The following is a 17,418-nucleotide window of genomic DNA, read 5'->3' as shown; positions in this document are numbered from 1 at the left end:
TAATGGCAACAACTGATTTATCTTATTACGATAAAGCAACAATCCCAAATGCGAATAAATTTCGATTTGGGATTGTTGTTTCTGAATGGAATTCAGACATAACTGAAAACTTATATTTAGGTGCTGTTCAAGCATTAACTGAAAATGGAGCAATTAAAGAAAACATTATAAAATGGAACGTTCCAGGTAGTTTTGAACTTGTTTTTGGTTGCAAAAAAATGATTGAATCTCAAAATGTAGATGCAATTATTGCTATTGGAAATGTAATTCAAGGTGAAACAAAACATTTCGATTTTGTTTGTGATGGCGTAACTCAAGGAATAAAAGATTTAAATGTTAAATACAATGTTCCAGTTATTTTTTGCGTTTTAACAGACAATAACAAGCAACAATCTATAGACCGTTCTGGTGGAATACACGGAAATAAAGGTATAGAAAGCGCCATAGCTGCAATAAAAATGGCTGCTTTAAGAGAGTTTTAACACGCTCTTTTTTTAAAAAACTTGACCACAACTATATAATTCAGTAATTTTGATGATTACTGTATAATTCATTTTTTATGTTTGGTAAATTATTCAAGCCTCGTGCTCACTATGTTTTTGATTATAAACCTCGTTATTATGACGAGCGTAAAGAACGTTTGGATAAGTTAGAGGATAAATACCATAAAAATAAAAAACAAGATGAAGATGCTCCTAAAATATCTTTATCTAAAAACAACCTTAAAAACGATTGGGTTAAAAATAAAAGAAGTGCTACAGATAGAGGTACTAATTTAAGATTGGCTATAATTATTGCCATTTTAGTTGGAATTGTAGCCTATATTTTTGAATTACATAAATTATTTTAATGTCGGATATTATTCAGCTACTTCCTGACCATGTTGCAAATCAGATTGCCGCTGGAGAGGTCGTTCAACGACCAGCATCTGTAGTTAAAGAACTACTAGAAAATGCTATTGACGCAGAGGCAACTGATATTAAATTAATAATAAAAGATGCAGGAAAAATACTAATTCAGGTAATAGATAATGGCAAAGGTATGAGCCAAACCGATGCCAGATTAAGTTTTGAACGCCACGCAACTTCTAAAATTAAAAAAGCAGAAGATTTATTTAATTTACATACAAAAGGTTTTAGAGGTGAAGCCTTGGCTTCTATAGCTGCAATAGCACATGTTACATTAAAAACAAAACAAGAGAATGCAGACTTAGGAACTTCAATAAAAATTGAAGGAAGTTCCATAGTTTCTCAAGAATCTATTGCAACAACAACTGGAACTTCTATTGCTGTAAAAAATCTATTTTATAACATTCCAGCTCGTAGAAATTTTTTAAAATCCAACACCATTGAAACGCGTCATATTGTAAATGAATTTCAACGTGTTGCTTTGGCACATCCAACTATTTCTTTTTCATTTTACCATAACGAAAGTGAAATTTACAATTTAATTTCAAGTAATTTACGCCAACGTATTGTTGCTATTTTAGGTAAAAAAACAAATGAAAAATTAGTTCCAATTAATGAAGTAACAGATGTTGTTGAAATTAATGGTTTTGTAACTAAACCAGAATTTGCTAAGAAAAAAAGAGGCGAACAATTCTTTTTTGTAAACAATCGATTTATAAAAAATGCATATTTAAATCATGCGGTTACCAGTGCATTTGAAAGTTTACTTTCTAGTGGTCACTATCCAACATATTTTTTATTTTTAACGGTTCCAGCCAAAAGCATTGACATTAATATTCATCCTACAAAAACGGAAATTAAATTTGATGATGAAAAAACGTTATATGCTATTTTACGCTCAACAATAAAACATAGTTTAGGACAATATAACGTAGCTCCTGTGTTGGATTTTGAAAGAAGTGCTTCTTTTGACACACCTTATAACTTTAAAGATAAAAAATCTAGCACTCCTAAAGTTCAAGTAGATCCAAATTTCAATCCTTTTAAAAAGGAAGAACAAAAATCTATGAATTTTCCTTTTAAACGTGAAAAAGCTACACAATGGGAAAGCCTTTATTCTGGAATTGACACAAGCAATATTGAATTAGAATCTGAAACAGTAAACACTTCTTTATTTACAGAAGAAAAAGCAACCAATAAAACATATCAAATTCATAATAAATACATCATAAGTAGCATTAAATCTGGAATTGTTTATATCAATCAAAATTTAGCGCATCAACGTATTTTATATGAAGAATTTTTAGAAAATATTACCGTTAAAGAAGCAATGAGTCAGCAATTGTTATTTCCTTTAGAAATTTCATTTAACAAGACAGATATTGAATTAATTAAAAGTATTAAAGAAGATTTAGAAAATATTGGTTTTTTATTTGATAGTATTTTAGATGATACAATTATTGTTAAAGGAATGCCTATAACAATAATTGAGAGTCAAATAACAACAATAATAGAAGAATTATTAGAAGCTATAAAAAATGATATTCCTGATACAAGCTTTAGCCAATCAGATATAATGGCTAAAAGTTTAGCTAAGAGTTTAGCTATAAAAACAGGTAATAAATTAGATTTAAAAGAACAAGAAGAGTTAGTAAATAAATTATTTTCTTGTAAACAACCTGATTTATCTCCATTTGGAAAAACCACTTTTATAACTATTAATATCGATGAAATAGATAAAAAATTTAACAACTAATATGCTGTTAAAAAATTAAAATTATGGGACGAATTACAGAAGCTGTTAAACATATAATAATAATAAATGTAATTTTATTTATTGCGCCACAACTTATACAAGGATTTGATTTACAGAGTATGTTTGCGCTTTATTTTCCTGAAAATCCAAAATTTGGATTCTGGCAATTTGCAACGCATATGTTTATGCACGGTGGATTTTCGCACATACTTTTTAATATGTATGGTTTATGGGCTTTTGGAACGCCTTTAGAACAAATGTGGGGACGAAATAAATTTATATTTTTCTATCTTTCTGCAGGGTTAGGTGCTGGTATTATTTATACTTTAGTAAATTATTACCAATTTAATGGAGTTTACGAACAATTAATTAATATGGGCTTATCTGCTACAGATATTCAAAATATACTAGATACTGGAAGCTATAACAATAGTATTTTACAAACACTTTCAGAATCTAAATTAAGTGAATTTTATGCAACCTACCATACGCCTGCTGTTGGTGCATCTGGTGCTGTTTATGGTATTTTAGTAGCTTTTGGAATGAGCTTTCCAAATGCTAAATTAGCTTTGATATTTTTTCCTGTTCCTATTTCAGCCAAATACTTTATTCCTGCAATTATTTTAGGAGATTTATTTTTTGGTATGACAAAATATTCTATTGGAAATGTAGCACATTTTGCACACGTTGGTGGTGCTTTAATCGGATTTTTAATTGCTTGGTATTGGAAACAAAACCAATTTAAACGCTGGGATTAATTTGAACATAATTAACGACATAAAAGACGCTTATAATAAAGCAAATACCGTAGAAAAAATAATTTACGTAAATGTATTTTTATTTTTAATAACTGTAATATTCACAAAGTTTAGTATTCAATGGTTTGCCTTACCTACTAGTTTAAATAGTTTTTTATACAAACCTTGGACGTTAATTTCCTATGCATTTATCCACGAAAGATTGTTTCACATACTTTCAAACCTACTTGTACTGTATTATATTGGTAATTTATTTTTAGATTTTTTCACTAAAAAACAATTTTTAAATTTCTATTTTTTAGGTGCTATTATTGGTGCTATCGCTTTTTTAACCTATAATTATTTTGCTTTAAAAAACGGTGCTCCTTTAGGAGGTGCTTCAGCTGCTGTTAGTACAATATTTGTAGCTATAGCAACTAAAATTCCAAGATATGCTATACAATTACGTTTTATTGGTAGTGTAGAATTATGGGTACTTGCAGCAATATGGGTTTCTATGAGTATATTACAATTAGCAAACCCTGACAATGGAGGTGCCATTGCACATTTAAGCGGTGCTTTGTTTGGGTTTATCTATGCAAATCAATTAGAAAAAGGAAACGATATTGGAAAATGGTTTGAAGGCTTATTAAATTATTTTAGTAATTTTATAAAACCTAAAGAGAATTCGCCATTAAAAACAGTTCATAAATCAAAAGGACGCACTTCTAAAAATGACATATCAATTCCTAAACAACGTAAAATTGATCTTATTTTAGATAAAATTAGCAAATCTGGCTACGAAAGTTTAACCCAAGAAGAAAAGGATTTTTTATTTAGAGCAGGAAAAAAATAAGAGATGAAAAAATTATCATTATTAGATAAATTACTTTTCAGCATTAATTCTATAGTAGCTGCTTTATTGCTTATTGCTTATTTAGCAATATATATTTCTCCAAACACCCTTTCTTTTTTTTCATTTTTAAGTCTAACAGTACCTTTTTTAATAATTATTAACGTGCTATTTACTTGTTATTGGTTGTTAAAATTAAAAAAACAATTTCTACTTTCTACCATTATATTGCTTATTGGATTTCAATACATTGCTAAGTTTTATAGTTTTTCTGAAAAAAAAGTTTTGTTGAGTAAAGACATCAAAATTATGAGCTATAATGTACGAATGTTTAATTTGTACAATTGGATTGATGAAAAAGATGTTGACAAAAAAATCTACGATTTTATCAATGAAAAATCTCCAGATATTTTATGTGTTCAAGAATTTCATCCATCAAAAAAATTAGATTTAAAGTATCCTTATAAGCATATTAAAATAAGTAAAAATCAGAATAATTTCGGACACGCTATTTTTTCTAAATATAAAATTATTAACTCGGGGTCTTTAAATTTTTCAAACAGTAGCAACAATGCTATTTTTATTGATTTAGTTAAAGAAAAAGATACTTTTAGAGTATATAATGTACATTTAGAATCTTTAAAAATCAATCCTCAAAAAGAAACTTTAACACAAGAAAATTCAGAAAAATTAAAAATAAGAGTAGAAAATGCCTTTAAAAAGCAAGCCAATCAGGCTACTTTATTATTAGAGCATCAACAAAAATGCAACTATAAATCCATTATTTGTGGAGACTTTAATAACAATGCCTTTTCTTGGGTTTACAACACACTTAAGACAGGTAAAAATGATGCTTTTGAAGTAGCAGGTAAAGGTTTTGGAAATACATATGATTATAAATTTGCATTTAGAATAGATTTTATTTTAACTGATAAAGATTTTGAAATAAACAATTATAAAACCTACCCTGTAAAATACTCAGATCATTTTCCAATAATGGCACGTATTAATTTAAAACAAACCGATAAAATTCAATTAAAAAATAATTGAATTAATTAACTTTACTTTTTTATAACTAATATCATATATTCCAATGAAAAAATTACTTTCGTTTTTATTTATTTGCACCTTTATTTTAGGGTATTCTCAACAAAAAGAATTATCTCTCGAAGATGCTGTTTTAGGCTATTACAAGGGATTATACCCTAGCTCCTTATCAAACCTACAATGGGTTAAAAACTCTACTAATTATGTTTATTTAAAAGAAAACGAATATGTTTTTACAAATGCTAAAACAGGTAATATTATTAAAAAAAGCGGTTTAGCAGATCTTCAAAAGGCATACCCTCAATTACAAAGAATGCCATATATTCAAGAAATAAATACTGATTTTTTAACTTTTAGAACTCGAAATACAATAGAGGTTTTTAACTATACAACAAATTCTAAAGTATCAACCATTGCTTTTGATACTAATGCAGAAAATAACGAGTATAATTCAAAAGCTAAAGCTGTTGCTTATACTTTAGACAATAATTTATACATTGCAACTGCTTCAAACCCAAAAATTACTGTAACTGATATAAAAGATAAAAATATAGTTTCTGGACAAGCAATACATAGAAGTGAGTTCGGAATTACAAAAGGAACATTTTGGAGTCCTGAAGGAAATTATTTGGCATTTTATCAAAAAGATGAAAGTAATGTAACAGATTATCCTCTAGTAGATATCAACACCTACCCTGCTTCCTTAAAAAACATAAAATATCCAATGGCAGGACAAGCCAGTGAACAAGCTAAAATTGGAATATTTAACCTAAAAACACAAACAACTACGTATTTAGATATTGACACTACTGATGAACATTATTTAACTAATTTATCTTGGTCTCCTGATGAAAAATTTGTGTTAGTTGCAGAAATAAACAGAGGTCAAAACCACGTTTGGTACAATACGTATAATGTTTCAACAGGTAAAAAAGTAATGACACTTTTTGAAGAAACCAATGATAAATGGACAGAACCAGAACACGATGCCGTGTTTTTACCAAATAGTACTACTAACTTTTTATGGTTTAGCGAACGTGATGGTTTTATGAATTTATACCACTATACAACTGCAGGTAAATTAGTAAAACAACTTACAAAATTTAAATGGGTAGTAACCGATATTTTAGGTTTTGATGAAAAAGGAAAAAATGTTTTTATTACTGGAACCGGTGAAGATGCAAGAGAATCTCACACCTATAAAGTAAATATAAAAAACGGAAAATATACTAAGTTAACTTCTCAAAGTGGATCACATAGAACTAAATTAAGTACAAACGGCGCATATTTAATTGATAGTTATAGTAACTTAGAAACTCCAAATAATACTTTAATAATTGATACCAAAAAAGGAAATACTACTGAAATTTATACAGCCAAAAATCCTTTAGAAGATTATACTATTGGAACTACTGAATTTGTAACCTTAAAAGGAAATGACGGAACTGATTTATATTCAAGAATTATAAAGCCAGCAAATTTTGATCCTTCAAAAAAATATCCTGTTCTTATTTATGTATATGGAGGTCCACATGCTCAAATGAACACTAATAGTTGGCTTGGAGGTGCAAGTTTATGGATGCCAGCATTTGCAACACTTGAAAATTATATAATTTTTACTTTAGACAATAGAGGATCTGCTAATAGAGGTTTTGCTTTTGAAAGTGCTATTCATAGAAATTTAGGAGATTTAGAAATTGAAGATCAACTTACTGGTGTTGAATATTTAAAATCTTTAAACTATGTAGATGCTGATCGTATTGCTGTAAATGGCTGGAGTTTTGGTGGATTTATGACAACTAGTTTAATGCTTCGTAATCCAGGTATGTTTACTACTGCTGTTGCTGGAGGACCAGTAATTGATTGGAAATATTATGAAGTAATGTATGGCGAACGTTATATGGATACTCCTGAAGAAAATCCTGAAGGTTACAAAAAAGCAAAAGTTGCTAATTATATTAAAAATTTAGATGGAAAAATGTTAATTATCCACGGAAGTATTGACCCTGTTGTAGTTCCTCAACATAGTATGGGTTTATTACAAGAAGCTGTTAAACAAAAAACCCAAATAGACTTTTTTACCTACCCTATGCACGAACATAATGTTGGTGGATTGGATAGAGTACATTTAATAAAAAAAATGATGCAATATATTGTTGAAAACAATAAATAACATCTAACTTTAAAATAAGTAAGCTAAAAAGGCAGGAACTCTTAGAAAAGAGTTCCTGCCTTTTTAAATTAATATTAATTGTATATTAAACTTAAATGTTTAACAACCTCCTTTAATTTTAACTTCTTTTACTTTTACAGGTGCCGTTAAATTTTTAAGAGCTTCCACTAAAACATTCATTTTATCCGTTAAATCCTTTCTATAAATATACGTATCCATTTCGCTTTTAGAATCTCCACTTGGCATTTTTATAACAGGTGAAAATTTCTCTTTAAAGATTTTGGTGTCTTCAGTTAATATAAAATTCTCAGATTCACCTAAATAACTTGCCCACACATAAGTTTCTCTTACTAAACTTTCATCGTCTGCATAAAAATAATTTGTTTTAAGGTTTTGGGTAAAAACCTTATGCCATTGTCTATTTCCAAGTTCATCAAAAGGAATATTAATTGCCATTGGTAAATGATAAGCTTCATACTCTTCTGGTGAACGAACATCTATTACATTGATTTTATAATAATTATTTGCAATTTCAAACGCAAGGGCATCTGAATCAACTTCATTAAAAACAATGTTTTGCTGTATTTTAGGATCTTGTATTTTACTGGCTATAACTTCTTCTTTTGAAGGAGTTATCGTTATAAATACCAAAGTTATAAACGCTAATGAAATACCCGATATATAAACAATTATTTTCTTTTTAGAAAAATTAGATTGACGCTTACTTACTTTATCTTCAATTTTATGGGTAAAATAGAACGCTATAAAAGCAATTGCTGTTAGAAGAAATGCAAAAGCTAACTTAGACATACCAAGCGTTTCATTAATAAGTACAGGTCCCCAATTTTCAGCTAAATAAATTGTTTCAAAAAATGGATATGCTTCTGCAAATATTATTATTCCTAACGCTGAACCAAAAACAAATGCCAATCCGTCAATTTTGCCGATTGCAGCAGCACAAACACTTGTTCCTGGACAAAACCCACCAATAACAAACCCTAAGCCCATAATAGCTCCACCAACCAATGCTGACCACAAAAAAGTAGGGTTTACATATATTAAATTTAAATCTAAAAATCCAAAATGTGATAATAACAACACACCAATCATAGCGGTTACTCCTGCTGTAAAAAACACTTTAAGAACTGTAAAATCGTATCCGTAAAATAATCCTACTAATTTTTTTGTGGATGAAAATCCTGCTTGTTCTAATGCAAATCCAAAACCTATACCCGATAAAAGTGCTATTACAAGGCTGAATTCATTACTAAAAATGTAAGGTACTAATGGTCCCATATTCTAAATTATTTTAACCAAAGATTTCTAAAAAAATACGCAAATGCATATGCTGACCCAAATATGGCCATCATTGTAATTATTCCTCCAAACGACATCACTGCCATACCACTTAAAGCTGAACCACTAGTACAACCTCTTCCTAATTGTGAACCCAGCCCAAATAATAAACCTCCGAGTATAGCAGTTCCAATACGCGTAATTTCACTTACTTTTGCTCCACGTTCTAACTGTAAACCAACACGGTTTGATAATACACCAGAAAAGAAAGCTCCAATAACAACACCAATAACCTCCCAAACGAGCCAGTTTTTTAAAGGCCCATCATAATTTTCAGCATATTCTTTCAAATAAGTAGTATTTTCGGTGTGTTCAGGTGCTAATTCTGTTATGGTACTTAATGCCACACTTTTTACTGCACCACTTGCTCCTAACCCTCTACCTGTTATGTATATGGTTCCAAGTAAAACTAATCCCAATATTATACCCGCTAAATACGGGTTCATGTATGCTTTTGATTTCATTTTTTTACTTTTTTTATTGGATTAACCTTTTCTTTATTTTCATTTTCATTTTTGTCACTACTTTTAGTATCTTCTTCCAAATCTTCATAACCAGTAACCATTGCTTTAATATTAGATGTAGGAGTTTCACCAGTAGTAGTCATATACACATGTACAATTAAAAAAACAATCAATAGAATTGCTCCCAATGTATGCCAAAAGGCAATGCTTTCTAGCGGATAATCTTCTACAATTACAATGTTATTTTCATCAAAAGATTTATATAACATATACATTATTCCAGATATTAAAGTCATTGGAATTAACACCAATTTAAAAGATAAATAAACCAACCGTTGTAAGGGATTTAGTTTTCTAAGCTGAGTTTTTTTAGTAGGATGCTTTTTTCCTCTAAACATATCCACCAAATAATATCTTAGCTGTTCTTTTAAATTTTTTGTTGTTGGAATGTACTGTCTCCATTCTCCAGTAGTAAAATGCCAAAAAATAGAAATTACAATAAGCCCAAGAAGCAGCCAAGAAGCTGTTCTATGAAATGCTACAGCCTTTTCAAATCCAAAAATATCAAAAGTACCATGTACTTCGAAGCCTGTTATGGCCAAAAACATAATTAATAAAGCTTGTGACCAATGCCAAAACCTCTCAAATCCTTTATAAATATATACTTTACTCATATTATTAATTTTAAAACTTTTTACGAATCTAACCTGTCTGGTTGTTCTTCCTTATTATGATCAATTACTTGTTTTTTATACCGGTTGTTTTTAATATCTTGACCTATACGTAGCCCTGCATGACTTACTACTCCAAAAACTGCAAATATTAATAACCATTTACCAACCGTATCTAAAGTTTTATTGGTATCTCTCCCTGGTAAATAAAAGCCTGTTAAATTTTCTAAACGTCCACCTGTACGAGTATGGCAATCCACACAACTTAATGCTTTATCTTTCGGTGAAACCATATGATTTAAAGGCCAATAACTTTCAGTTTTAATAAAATCAAATTTTCCACTATAAGGTTGTCCTGCTATTTCCATTCCTTTCTTAGCAGCAGTTTCCCAATTAAAATCGTTCCAATACGCACTATCACCTTTTTTATCACCATACAATAAAGGTTGAATTAATCGCATATACTCTGTATCGTAAATTTGATCACCTCTATGAATTTTTACAGGAATAATTTTAGAATTTCTATCGTTATAAGAACCATGTAGTGTATTCATTTTAACCACATCAGTTGTAATACTATCTCCTAATCTGTATTGTTCTGCTGTTCCATTAAACCACACATATTCTGGCTTAACATTACGTTGCCAATCAAACGAACCTTTTATAGATAAATAACTGTGATTCCCTAGTGAATCTTCTACAGAATAAGGCTCACCATCTTTTAATTTTCCAGCATCAGACCAATTCCAAGACATTTTTGTTGAATTTACCTTAGCATATTCTGGAATATGACAGGTTTGACAAGCTATTTTTGAACCATGACGATTTAAAACATCATTAAAATGTGGTGTAGTTGTATGGCAATCTTGACATTTTGCACGGTTTATATTATTTGTTGATACAGTATAGAGTTTTCCTTTCATTTGATGGTTTGGAGCTGTATGACAAGCAACACATTCCATATTCATTCCATTTGTTGCCATATGTACGTCTACTTCTCTATCACAAGAAAGTTGTGACACTTCTAAATCTCCGTGTTTAACATTATTTCCTCCTCCACTAAAAAAGTGACAAGAACCACAATTATTTCTAGTTGGTAAACCTACACTTTGTGCTACATTTTCTAAATTTACTGTTCTATCTGGATATCCGGCCATTGAAGATCCTTTAAAATATTCTTCACTATTATCATGACACACCATACAATCTACATTTCTAGCATTAGAAAAATCGTAATGGTTACTATCCATACCAAAACCAATATGACATTTTGCACATGATTTTTCATTTGAATTAGCACCAATACAAAAATTGTTTAGAACATTTTTTTTACCTGAAGCATAAACACCTTTACCTTTAACATAGGAAAGTCTGTCCCAATTCCAGTGAGAAGAAGCCATTACTTCTTTATGTGTTTCGGTATGACAAGTAAGACAGGTTTCTGTTACTTCTTGAGGTGTTTCAAACTTTTTATGCAAAACACCTAACTTGTGATGGTCAACAGAAGGAACTGCTTTAAATGCATATTTTTGCTTTAACTGCTCTAATTTTAAATTGGCAGGCTCATCTTCATGTGAAATATTTACTGCTACTAACGTTGCAATAATAATCACTATTACAATAATTATCGATTTATACATTTATACAAATTTTTAATTCACTTTATTAAAATCCTATCGTTTTATATTCTGATTAAGAAAAATTATAAAAGACTCATTTATTAAAAAAACAGCGTTTTAAACTAAGTTTCTTAAATTCAAAATATTTGTAAGTATAAATGTCTTAATACTTTACACATTGTTTTTATACAAATGTTACATAAAAAAAAGCGTAAAAATGTAGAAGCCTATTATCTAATGATTTAGCTTTATTTTGAATTTCTAATTTAAAATCATTCTAAAATAATTTAGATTTTAAAGACTAAAAACAGTCAATTTCACTCATTTTAAACTTCAAAATCCATTAAAAAAGTGATAACTATTTTTATTTAATTAAAATTAAACAATGTATTAAGTTTATTAAATTGATAAAATGATACCTTATATTTGTATTATAAATAATTTAAGGCACTTTAAATGATATTAATTAGCAAAGACAAAAATTCAATCATAAAAATGGATAAAGGAGAATTGATTAGCTATAAAAAAAATGGCGAAGAATTAATTCATCAAAAAACAAATCCAGGTTGGAGAAATTCAGATACCGAAATGTTCCCTATAATTGGTCCAACTAACGCTAATAATTTTATTGTTACCACTCCTAAAGGTAATTACAACCAAGATCAACACGGACTTTTACGAGAATTAGAATACACGCTTTTAGATCAAAACGATACTAGTTTTGTTTTTCAAAAAAAATATACAGCTTATACAGCCATTGAAAACTCTAAATATCCTAATAAATCTACAGTTCGTTTAGTTTCTTGGCCTTATAATTTTAGTTTTCAAAAAAAAATTGAATTACAAAATAATGGGCTAAAAATTTCATTTGAAATTAGTGCAGAAAAAGGAATGCCATTTATGTTAGGGTATCATCCTGCGTTTATGTTAAAAGGAAATTTAGATGAAATTATAGAGTTTAAAAACCAATCAATAACTATCCCTAAAATTATTGAAGGTGGTAGTAAAGCCTATTCAATTTTAAATACTAACAAACTTAAATTAATTAAAAAAGAAGGTTACAACCTATCTATAGAAACCAAAGGTTTTAACAATTTTATGTTATGGACAGAAGTTTCTAATATGTTGTGTATTGAACCAATTACTGCATATCCGTATGTTGGAGAAAAAATGCTTTCAGAAAAATTATTTAACAAATCTAATGGTATTGATACTTTTGAAGTATTAATTACACCTTACAAATAACTTACTGAAAACATACATATTACAACTACTTAAAGCATTATAAAATTTATAAAATTAGAAGCTAATTTTGATAAATTTGTAGTCAGATTATAAAAATAAATTTCTGTACTTTTGCAACCGATAAATGTACAAGAATGAGCGCACAAAAAAAAGTAGCATTTTACACACTAGGATGTAAACTTAATTTTTCTGAAACTTCTACAATTGCACGTAACTTTCAAAATGAAGGTTTTGAGCGTGTAGATTTTGACGAAAAAGCTGATATATACGTAATTAACACCTGTTCTGTAACCGATAATGCAGACAAACGTTTTAAATCAATTGTTAAAAATGCATTGAAAAAAAATGAAAATGCTTTTTTAATTGCAATTGGTTGTTATGCCCAATTAAAACCCGAAGAATTAGCTGCTGTTGATGGTGTAGATATGGTTTTAGGAGCTACTGAAAAATTTAAAGTAACCAATTATATCAACGACCTTTCTAAAAATGAAATGGGCGAAGTGCATTCGTGCGAAATTGAAGATGCAGACTTTTATGTCGGTTCTTATTCAATTGGAGATAGAACACGTGCCTTTTTAAAGGTTCAAGATGGTTGTGACTATAAATGTACCTATTGTACAATTCCTTTAGCTCGTGGAATTTCAAGAAGTGATGTTTTAGAAAATGTATTGAAAAATGCAAAAGAAATTTCAGAAAAAGGAATTAAAGAAATTGTACTTACAGGTGTAAATATTGGTGATTATGGTAAAGGTGAATTTGGTAATAAAAAACACGAACATACCTTTTTTGAATTGGTAGAAGCATTGGATACTGTTGACGGAATTCATCGATTACGAATCTCTTCAATTGAACCAAATTTATTAACAAATGAAACCATAGATTTTGTTTCAAAATCTAATAGTTTTGTACCCCATTTTCACATTCCATTACAAAGTGGTAGCGATACTTTATTAAAATTAATGAAACGTCGCTATTTAAAAGAAACATATACCAACAGAGTTGAAGCTATAAAAAAGGTAATGCCAAATGCCTGTATTGGTGTTGATGTAATTGTTGGTTTTCCTGGAGAAACTGATGAATTATTTTTAGAAACCTACAACTATTTAAATGAATTAGACATTTCATATTTACATGTGTTCACCTATTCTGAAAGACCAAATACAGAGGCTATTAAAATGGATGGTGTAGTTGCTAAAAGAACACGAACAAAACGCAGTAAAATGCTTAGAGGTTTATCTGTTAAAAAAAGAAGAGCCTTTTATGAAAGTCAGATCGGTAATGAATTAACTGTTTTATTTGAAAGTGAAAATAAAGAAGGTTTTATTCACGGATTTACCGAAAATTACGTAAAAGTAAAAACTCCGTGGAACCCAGAATTGGTAAATACACTTCATAAAATTAAACTAACAAAAATAGATGAAGACGGAATTGTTCGTTTTGAATGGATAAAAATACCTCAGCTAAATTAAGAGATTAAAATGACTGAAATCAACGACTTATATACATTTGCTTTATTAGCATTTACGGCATTTTTCACAATTATAAATCCATTGGGAACTATGCCTATATTTATGTCTATGACCTCTTCTTTAAATAAAGAAAAAAGAAAACAAACAGCTAAAAAAGCTACCTTGGTTGCTTTTTTTACCATTATTGCGTTTGCTTTTTCTGGGCAAATTCTATTTAACTTTTTTGGCATTTCAGTAAATAGTTTTAGAGTTGTAGGTGGTTTAATATTTTTTATGATGGGTTGGGATATGCTACAAGCCCAATTAGGACAATTTAAACACACAAAAGAAGAAGATGAAATTGATGCCTATGTTGAAGATATTTCTATAACACCTTTGGCTATTCCTATGATTTGTGGTCCTGGTGCAATTAGTAATGCAATTATTTTAATGGAGGATGCACATACTATTTCTCAAAAAATAGTTTTAATATTAGTAATAGGTTTCGTACTTTTATTAACCTATATAATTTTAATTGGTGCAAGCAAAATAACCGATAGATTAGGTTCTACTGGAAACAAAGTAATGATGCGTTTAATGGGATTAATTGTTATGGTAATTGCAGTAGAATTTTTCTTTAGTGGCTTAAAACCAATTATTATTGGAATGCTAGAACACTAATGAAAAAAAAAAAACACATCTATTTTGTACCTGGATTAGCTGCAAGTTCAAAAATATTTGAATATTTAAAATTTCCAGAAGACACCTTTCAATTACACTTTTTAGAATGGTTATTACCACTTTCAAAAAATGAAAAAATTGAAGATTATGCAAAAAGAATGTCTGATTTAGTTACCGAAAAAAATCCTATTTTGGTTGGAGTTTCATTTGGAGGTGTTATTGTACAAGAAATGAGTAAACATATAAATGTTCAAAAAATTATTTTAATTTCTAGTGTCAAAAACAGATACGAATTACCCAAACGCCTAAGATTAATTCAAAAAACAAAAGCTTATAAATTATTCCCTTCAAAATCCATTAAAAATTTTGAAGATTTTTCTTCATTTGCTTTTGGAGATTTTGCTAAAAAAAGAGTAAAATTATACAAAGAATATTTATCGGTAAGAGATGCTTTATATTTAGATTGGTCTATTTATAATGTATTGCATTGGAAACAAGAAGAAACACTTGATAATATACTACACATACAAGGTGACGATGACCATATTTTTCCAATTAAACATATAAAAAACTGTATTCCTATAAAAAATGGAACCCATATAATGGTGTTAAATAAAGCAAAATCTATTAGCAAAATAATTATTGACGCATTAAGCTAAAAAATATAATTATTAGAAGTAAAAAGTCCAGTATATTAAAACAAACTAAACTTTTTACTTCTAATTTAATTACCTTATTATATTACATTTTTGTGTCTATATACTCCATCACCTCTTTTTCAACTTGAATTGTTTTAGTATAAACAATTTTAGCTTTATTCAAAATTTCTTCAGCATACACACGGTCTTTAATATCTTTTGCATTAATTCTAACATTAAAATAAGCGCCAATTACTGCTGTTCTTGCACATAAAATTCCAACACCAGCATCAGAAAGAGACGTTTGCATCCCTTCAGCAATCATAGCCTGCATTACTTCCATAGAATTAAAAGCAGTTTCCATTACTTGAAATGGAATTTCGGTAGCATATTTTGTAGCATTTTCAATAGCTTCCTTACGTGCTTTAATTTCTTCTTCATTGGATTTAGGCATTCTAAAACCAGCTATAATTTTATTAAAAGCATTGGTATCTTCATCAACCAAGTACAGTAATTTATTTTTATAAGCTTGTCCTTTTTCTGCCCATTCCGAATAAAATTCCCATTTGGCATCCCAGCCTGCCTTATGTGCTGAAAGGTTTGCTACCATAGTTCCTAAAGAAACTCCCAAAGCACCAACATAAGCTGAAATAGAGCCTCCACCTGGAGCCATAGATTCTCCTGCTGTTTCTTCTGCAAAATCTTTTACAGTAAAATCTATTAATTTTTTAGAAGTTGTATCTTCTAATAAATATTCAATAATTTTTTCTTTTGGGTTAAAAGGCTTTAAGTCATCTAATCCTAAAGATTTTACCGCTATTTTTATTTTTTCTTTTTCTGAAATCCCTAAAGAACGCTCTTGTTTTTTTAAGAAATAATCAGCTGCATCTAGCATTGCTTTTAGAGGAATTAAGCCAATTAACTCTGAACCTGTTACCCGTAAACCTCGTTTGGTAGCAGATTTCACTGTTTCATCAAATGCAACATGCATAGATGTAATATTGATATTGGTTAAATTATATGATATTTGTGCAATTCCATATTCTTCAATATACCACCCCATTCCTTTTACCGCTTTTAATTTTCCAGGAATACGTACAGGTTGTCCATTTGCATCTAATACTTTTTTCCCTGTAATCCCATTTTGGTATTTAACACGTCCAGCTTCCCTAATATCAAAAGCAATGGCATTTGCTCTTCTGGTTGAAGTTGTATTTAAATTTATATTATAAGCAATTAAAAAATCACGTGCAGAAATAGCTGTGGCACCACTTTTAGCAACACGCTCATTAAATTCAGCTGGTCCAAAATCTGGTTTCCAATCTGGGTTTACCAGTTTTTCTTTTAAACCTTCATACTCACCAGAACGGCAAGTTGCTAAATTTTTTCGTTTTACTTCTTTAGCAGCATTTTCATAAAAATAACCAGGTATCCCCAACTCATCTCCTACTCTTTTACCTAATTTATGAGCAAAAACCGCAGTTTCTTCTAAAGTAATTCCTGAAATTGGTACTAAAGGGCACACATCTGTAGCTCCAAAACGTGGATGTTCTCCAGTATGCTTGCTCATATCAATTAATTCTGCAGCTTTTTTAATAAGTAAAAATGCAGCTTCAATTACATTTTCAGGTGCACCAACAAATGTAATTACAGTTCTATTTGTTGCATTACCTGGATCTACATCTAATAATTTAACACCTTCAACAGTTTCTACAACCGAAGCTATCTCATTTATTTTTATAGCATCTCTTCCTTCACTAATATTTGGTACGCATTCTATTAATTGTTTGTTCATATTGTATAGTTTAGATATTCAAATTTA

The 17,418-nt window shown here is 29.3% G+C and carries 16 protein-coding genes; 11 read left to right on the top strand and 5 right to left on the bottom strand.

Going from position 1 to position 17,418, the window contains the following annotated elements; all coding sequences use genetic code 11:
• The first annotated feature begins 2 nt into the window (after positions 1-2).
• From ribH to MHL31_RS01770, 7 genes are all read left to right on the top strand, one after another.
• Positions 3-482: a 6,7-dimethyl-8-ribityllumazine synthase gene (ribH, locus tag MHL31_RS01800; RefSeq protein WP_240227370.1), complete on the top strand. Its 480-nt coding sequence runs from the start codon at positions 3-5 to the stop codon at positions 480-482.
• A 77-nt stretch (positions 483-559) separates the two neighbouring features.
• Entirely contained in the window at positions 560-850 is a 291-nt protein-coding gene (locus tag MHL31_RS01795) for a hypothetical protein (protein WP_240227369.1), read from the top strand.
• Complete coding sequence (mutL, locus tag MHL31_RS01790) at positions 850-2,664, top strand: DNA mismatch repair endonuclease MutL (protein ID WP_240227368.1); 1,815 nt, start codon at positions 850-852, stop codon at positions 2,662-2,664. Before MHL31_RS01795 ends, mutL begins: the two co-directional genes overlap by 1 nt.
• A gap of 23 nt (positions 2,665-2,687) precedes the next feature.
• Entirely contained in the window at positions 2,688-3,422 is a 735-nt protein-coding gene (locus tag MHL31_RS01785; RefSeq protein WP_240227367.1) for a rhomboid family intramembrane serine protease, read from the top strand.
• 1 nt (position 3,423) lies between these two features.
• Positions 3,424-4,257 carry a rhomboid family intramembrane serine protease gene (locus tag MHL31_RS01780; RefSeq protein WP_240227366.1) on the top strand — a complete coding sequence of 278 codons (834 nt, stop codon included), beginning with the start codon at positions 3,424-3,426 and terminating at the stop codon, positions 4,255-4,257.
• A 3-nt stretch (positions 4,258-4,260) separates the two neighbouring features.
• Positions 4,261-5,304 carry an endonuclease/exonuclease/phosphatase family protein gene (locus MHL31_RS01775; protein ID WP_240227365.1) on the top strand — a complete coding sequence of 348 codons (1,044 nt, stop codon included), beginning with the start codon at positions 4,261-4,263 and terminating at the stop codon, positions 5,302-5,304.
• Between the two features lie 43 nt (positions 5,305-5,347).
• Entirely contained in the window at positions 5,348-7,474 is a 2,127-nt protein-coding gene (locus MHL31_RS01770; RefSeq protein ID WP_240227364.1) for a DPP IV N-terminal domain-containing protein, read from the top strand.
• A gap of 99 nt (positions 7,475-7,573) precedes the next feature.
• Here the strand turns inward: MHL31_RS01770 and MHL31_RS01765 are convergent, their stop codons facing one another.
• From MHL31_RS01765 to MHL31_RS01750, 4 genes are read right to left on the bottom strand one after another with little or no spacing between them, the layout of a single operon-like run.
• A complete protein-coding gene (locus MHL31_RS01765; RefSeq protein ID WP_240227363.1) occupies positions 7,574-8,770 on the bottom strand; it encodes a YeeE/YedE thiosulfate transporter family protein in 1,197 nt (398 codons plus the stop codon).
• An 8-nt stretch (positions 8,771-8,778) separates the two neighbouring features.
• Positions 8,779-9,294 carry a YeeE/YedE thiosulfate transporter family protein gene (locus MHL31_RS01760; RefSeq protein ID WP_240227362.1) on the bottom strand — a complete coding sequence of 172 codons (516 nt, stop codon included), beginning with the start codon at positions 9,292-9,294 and terminating at the stop codon, positions 8,779-8,781.
• Positions 9,291-9,968, bottom strand: a complete 678-nt coding sequence (locus tag MHL31_RS01755; RefSeq protein WP_240227361.1) for a cytochrome b/b6 domain-containing protein — start codon at positions 9,966-9,968, stop codon at positions 9,291-9,293. The genes MHL31_RS01760 and MHL31_RS01755 overlap by 4 nt, the downstream gene beginning before the upstream one ends.
• 20 nt (positions 9,969-9,988) lie before the next feature.
• Entirely contained in the window at positions 9,989-11,605 is a 1,617-nt protein-coding gene (locus MHL31_RS01750; RefSeq protein WP_240227360.1) for a tetrathionate reductase family octaheme c-type cytochrome, read from the bottom strand.
• A gap of 435 nt (positions 11,606-12,040) precedes the next feature.
• On the opposite strand from MHL31_RS01750, the gene MHL31_RS01745 reads away from it, so the two are divergent.
• The 4 genes from MHL31_RS01745 (at position 12,041) to MHL31_RS01730 (ending at position 15,617) form a co-directional block, all read left to right on the top strand.
• Entirely contained in the window at positions 12,041-12,829 is a 789-nt protein-coding gene (locus MHL31_RS01745) for an aldose 1-epimerase (protein WP_240227359.1), read from the top strand.
• A 134-nt stretch (positions 12,830-12,963) separates the two neighbouring features.
• Positions 12,964-14,298, top strand: a complete 1,335-nt coding sequence (gene mtaB / locus MHL31_RS01740) for a tRNA (N(6)-L-threonylcarbamoyladenosine(37)-C(2))-methylthiotransferase MtaB (RefSeq protein WP_240227358.1) — start codon at positions 12,964-12,966, stop codon at positions 14,296-14,298.
• A 9-nt stretch (positions 14,299-14,307) separates the two neighbouring features.
• Positions 14,308-14,958, top strand: a complete 651-nt coding sequence (locus MHL31_RS01735) for a MarC family protein (RefSeq protein ID WP_240227357.1) — start codon at positions 14,308-14,310, stop codon at positions 14,956-14,958.
• Complete coding sequence (locus tag MHL31_RS01730; protein ID WP_240227356.1) at positions 14,958-15,617, top strand: alpha/beta hydrolase; 660 nt, start codon at positions 14,958-14,960, stop codon at positions 15,615-15,617. The genes MHL31_RS01735 and MHL31_RS01730 overlap by 1 nt, the downstream gene beginning before the upstream one ends.
• An 82-nt stretch (positions 15,618-15,699) precedes the next feature.
• On the opposite strand, the gene ftcD is transcribed toward MHL31_RS01730, so the two are convergent.
• The gene (gene ftcD / locus MHL31_RS01725) at positions 15,700-17,391 is read right to left on the bottom strand and encodes a glutamate formimidoyltransferase (RefSeq protein WP_240227355.1); all 1,692 of its coding nucleotides are present in this window, start codon (positions 17,389-17,391) and stop codon (positions 15,700-15,702) included.
• Positions 17,392-17,418: the final 27 nt, after the last annotated feature.

The organism is Lutibacter sp. A80 (assembly GCF_022429645.1).
Classification (GTDB): Bacteria; Bacteroidota; Bacteroidia; order Flavobacteriales; family Flavobacteriaceae; genus Lutibacter.
This window is presented reverse-complemented; position numbering and strand designations above follow the sequence as displayed.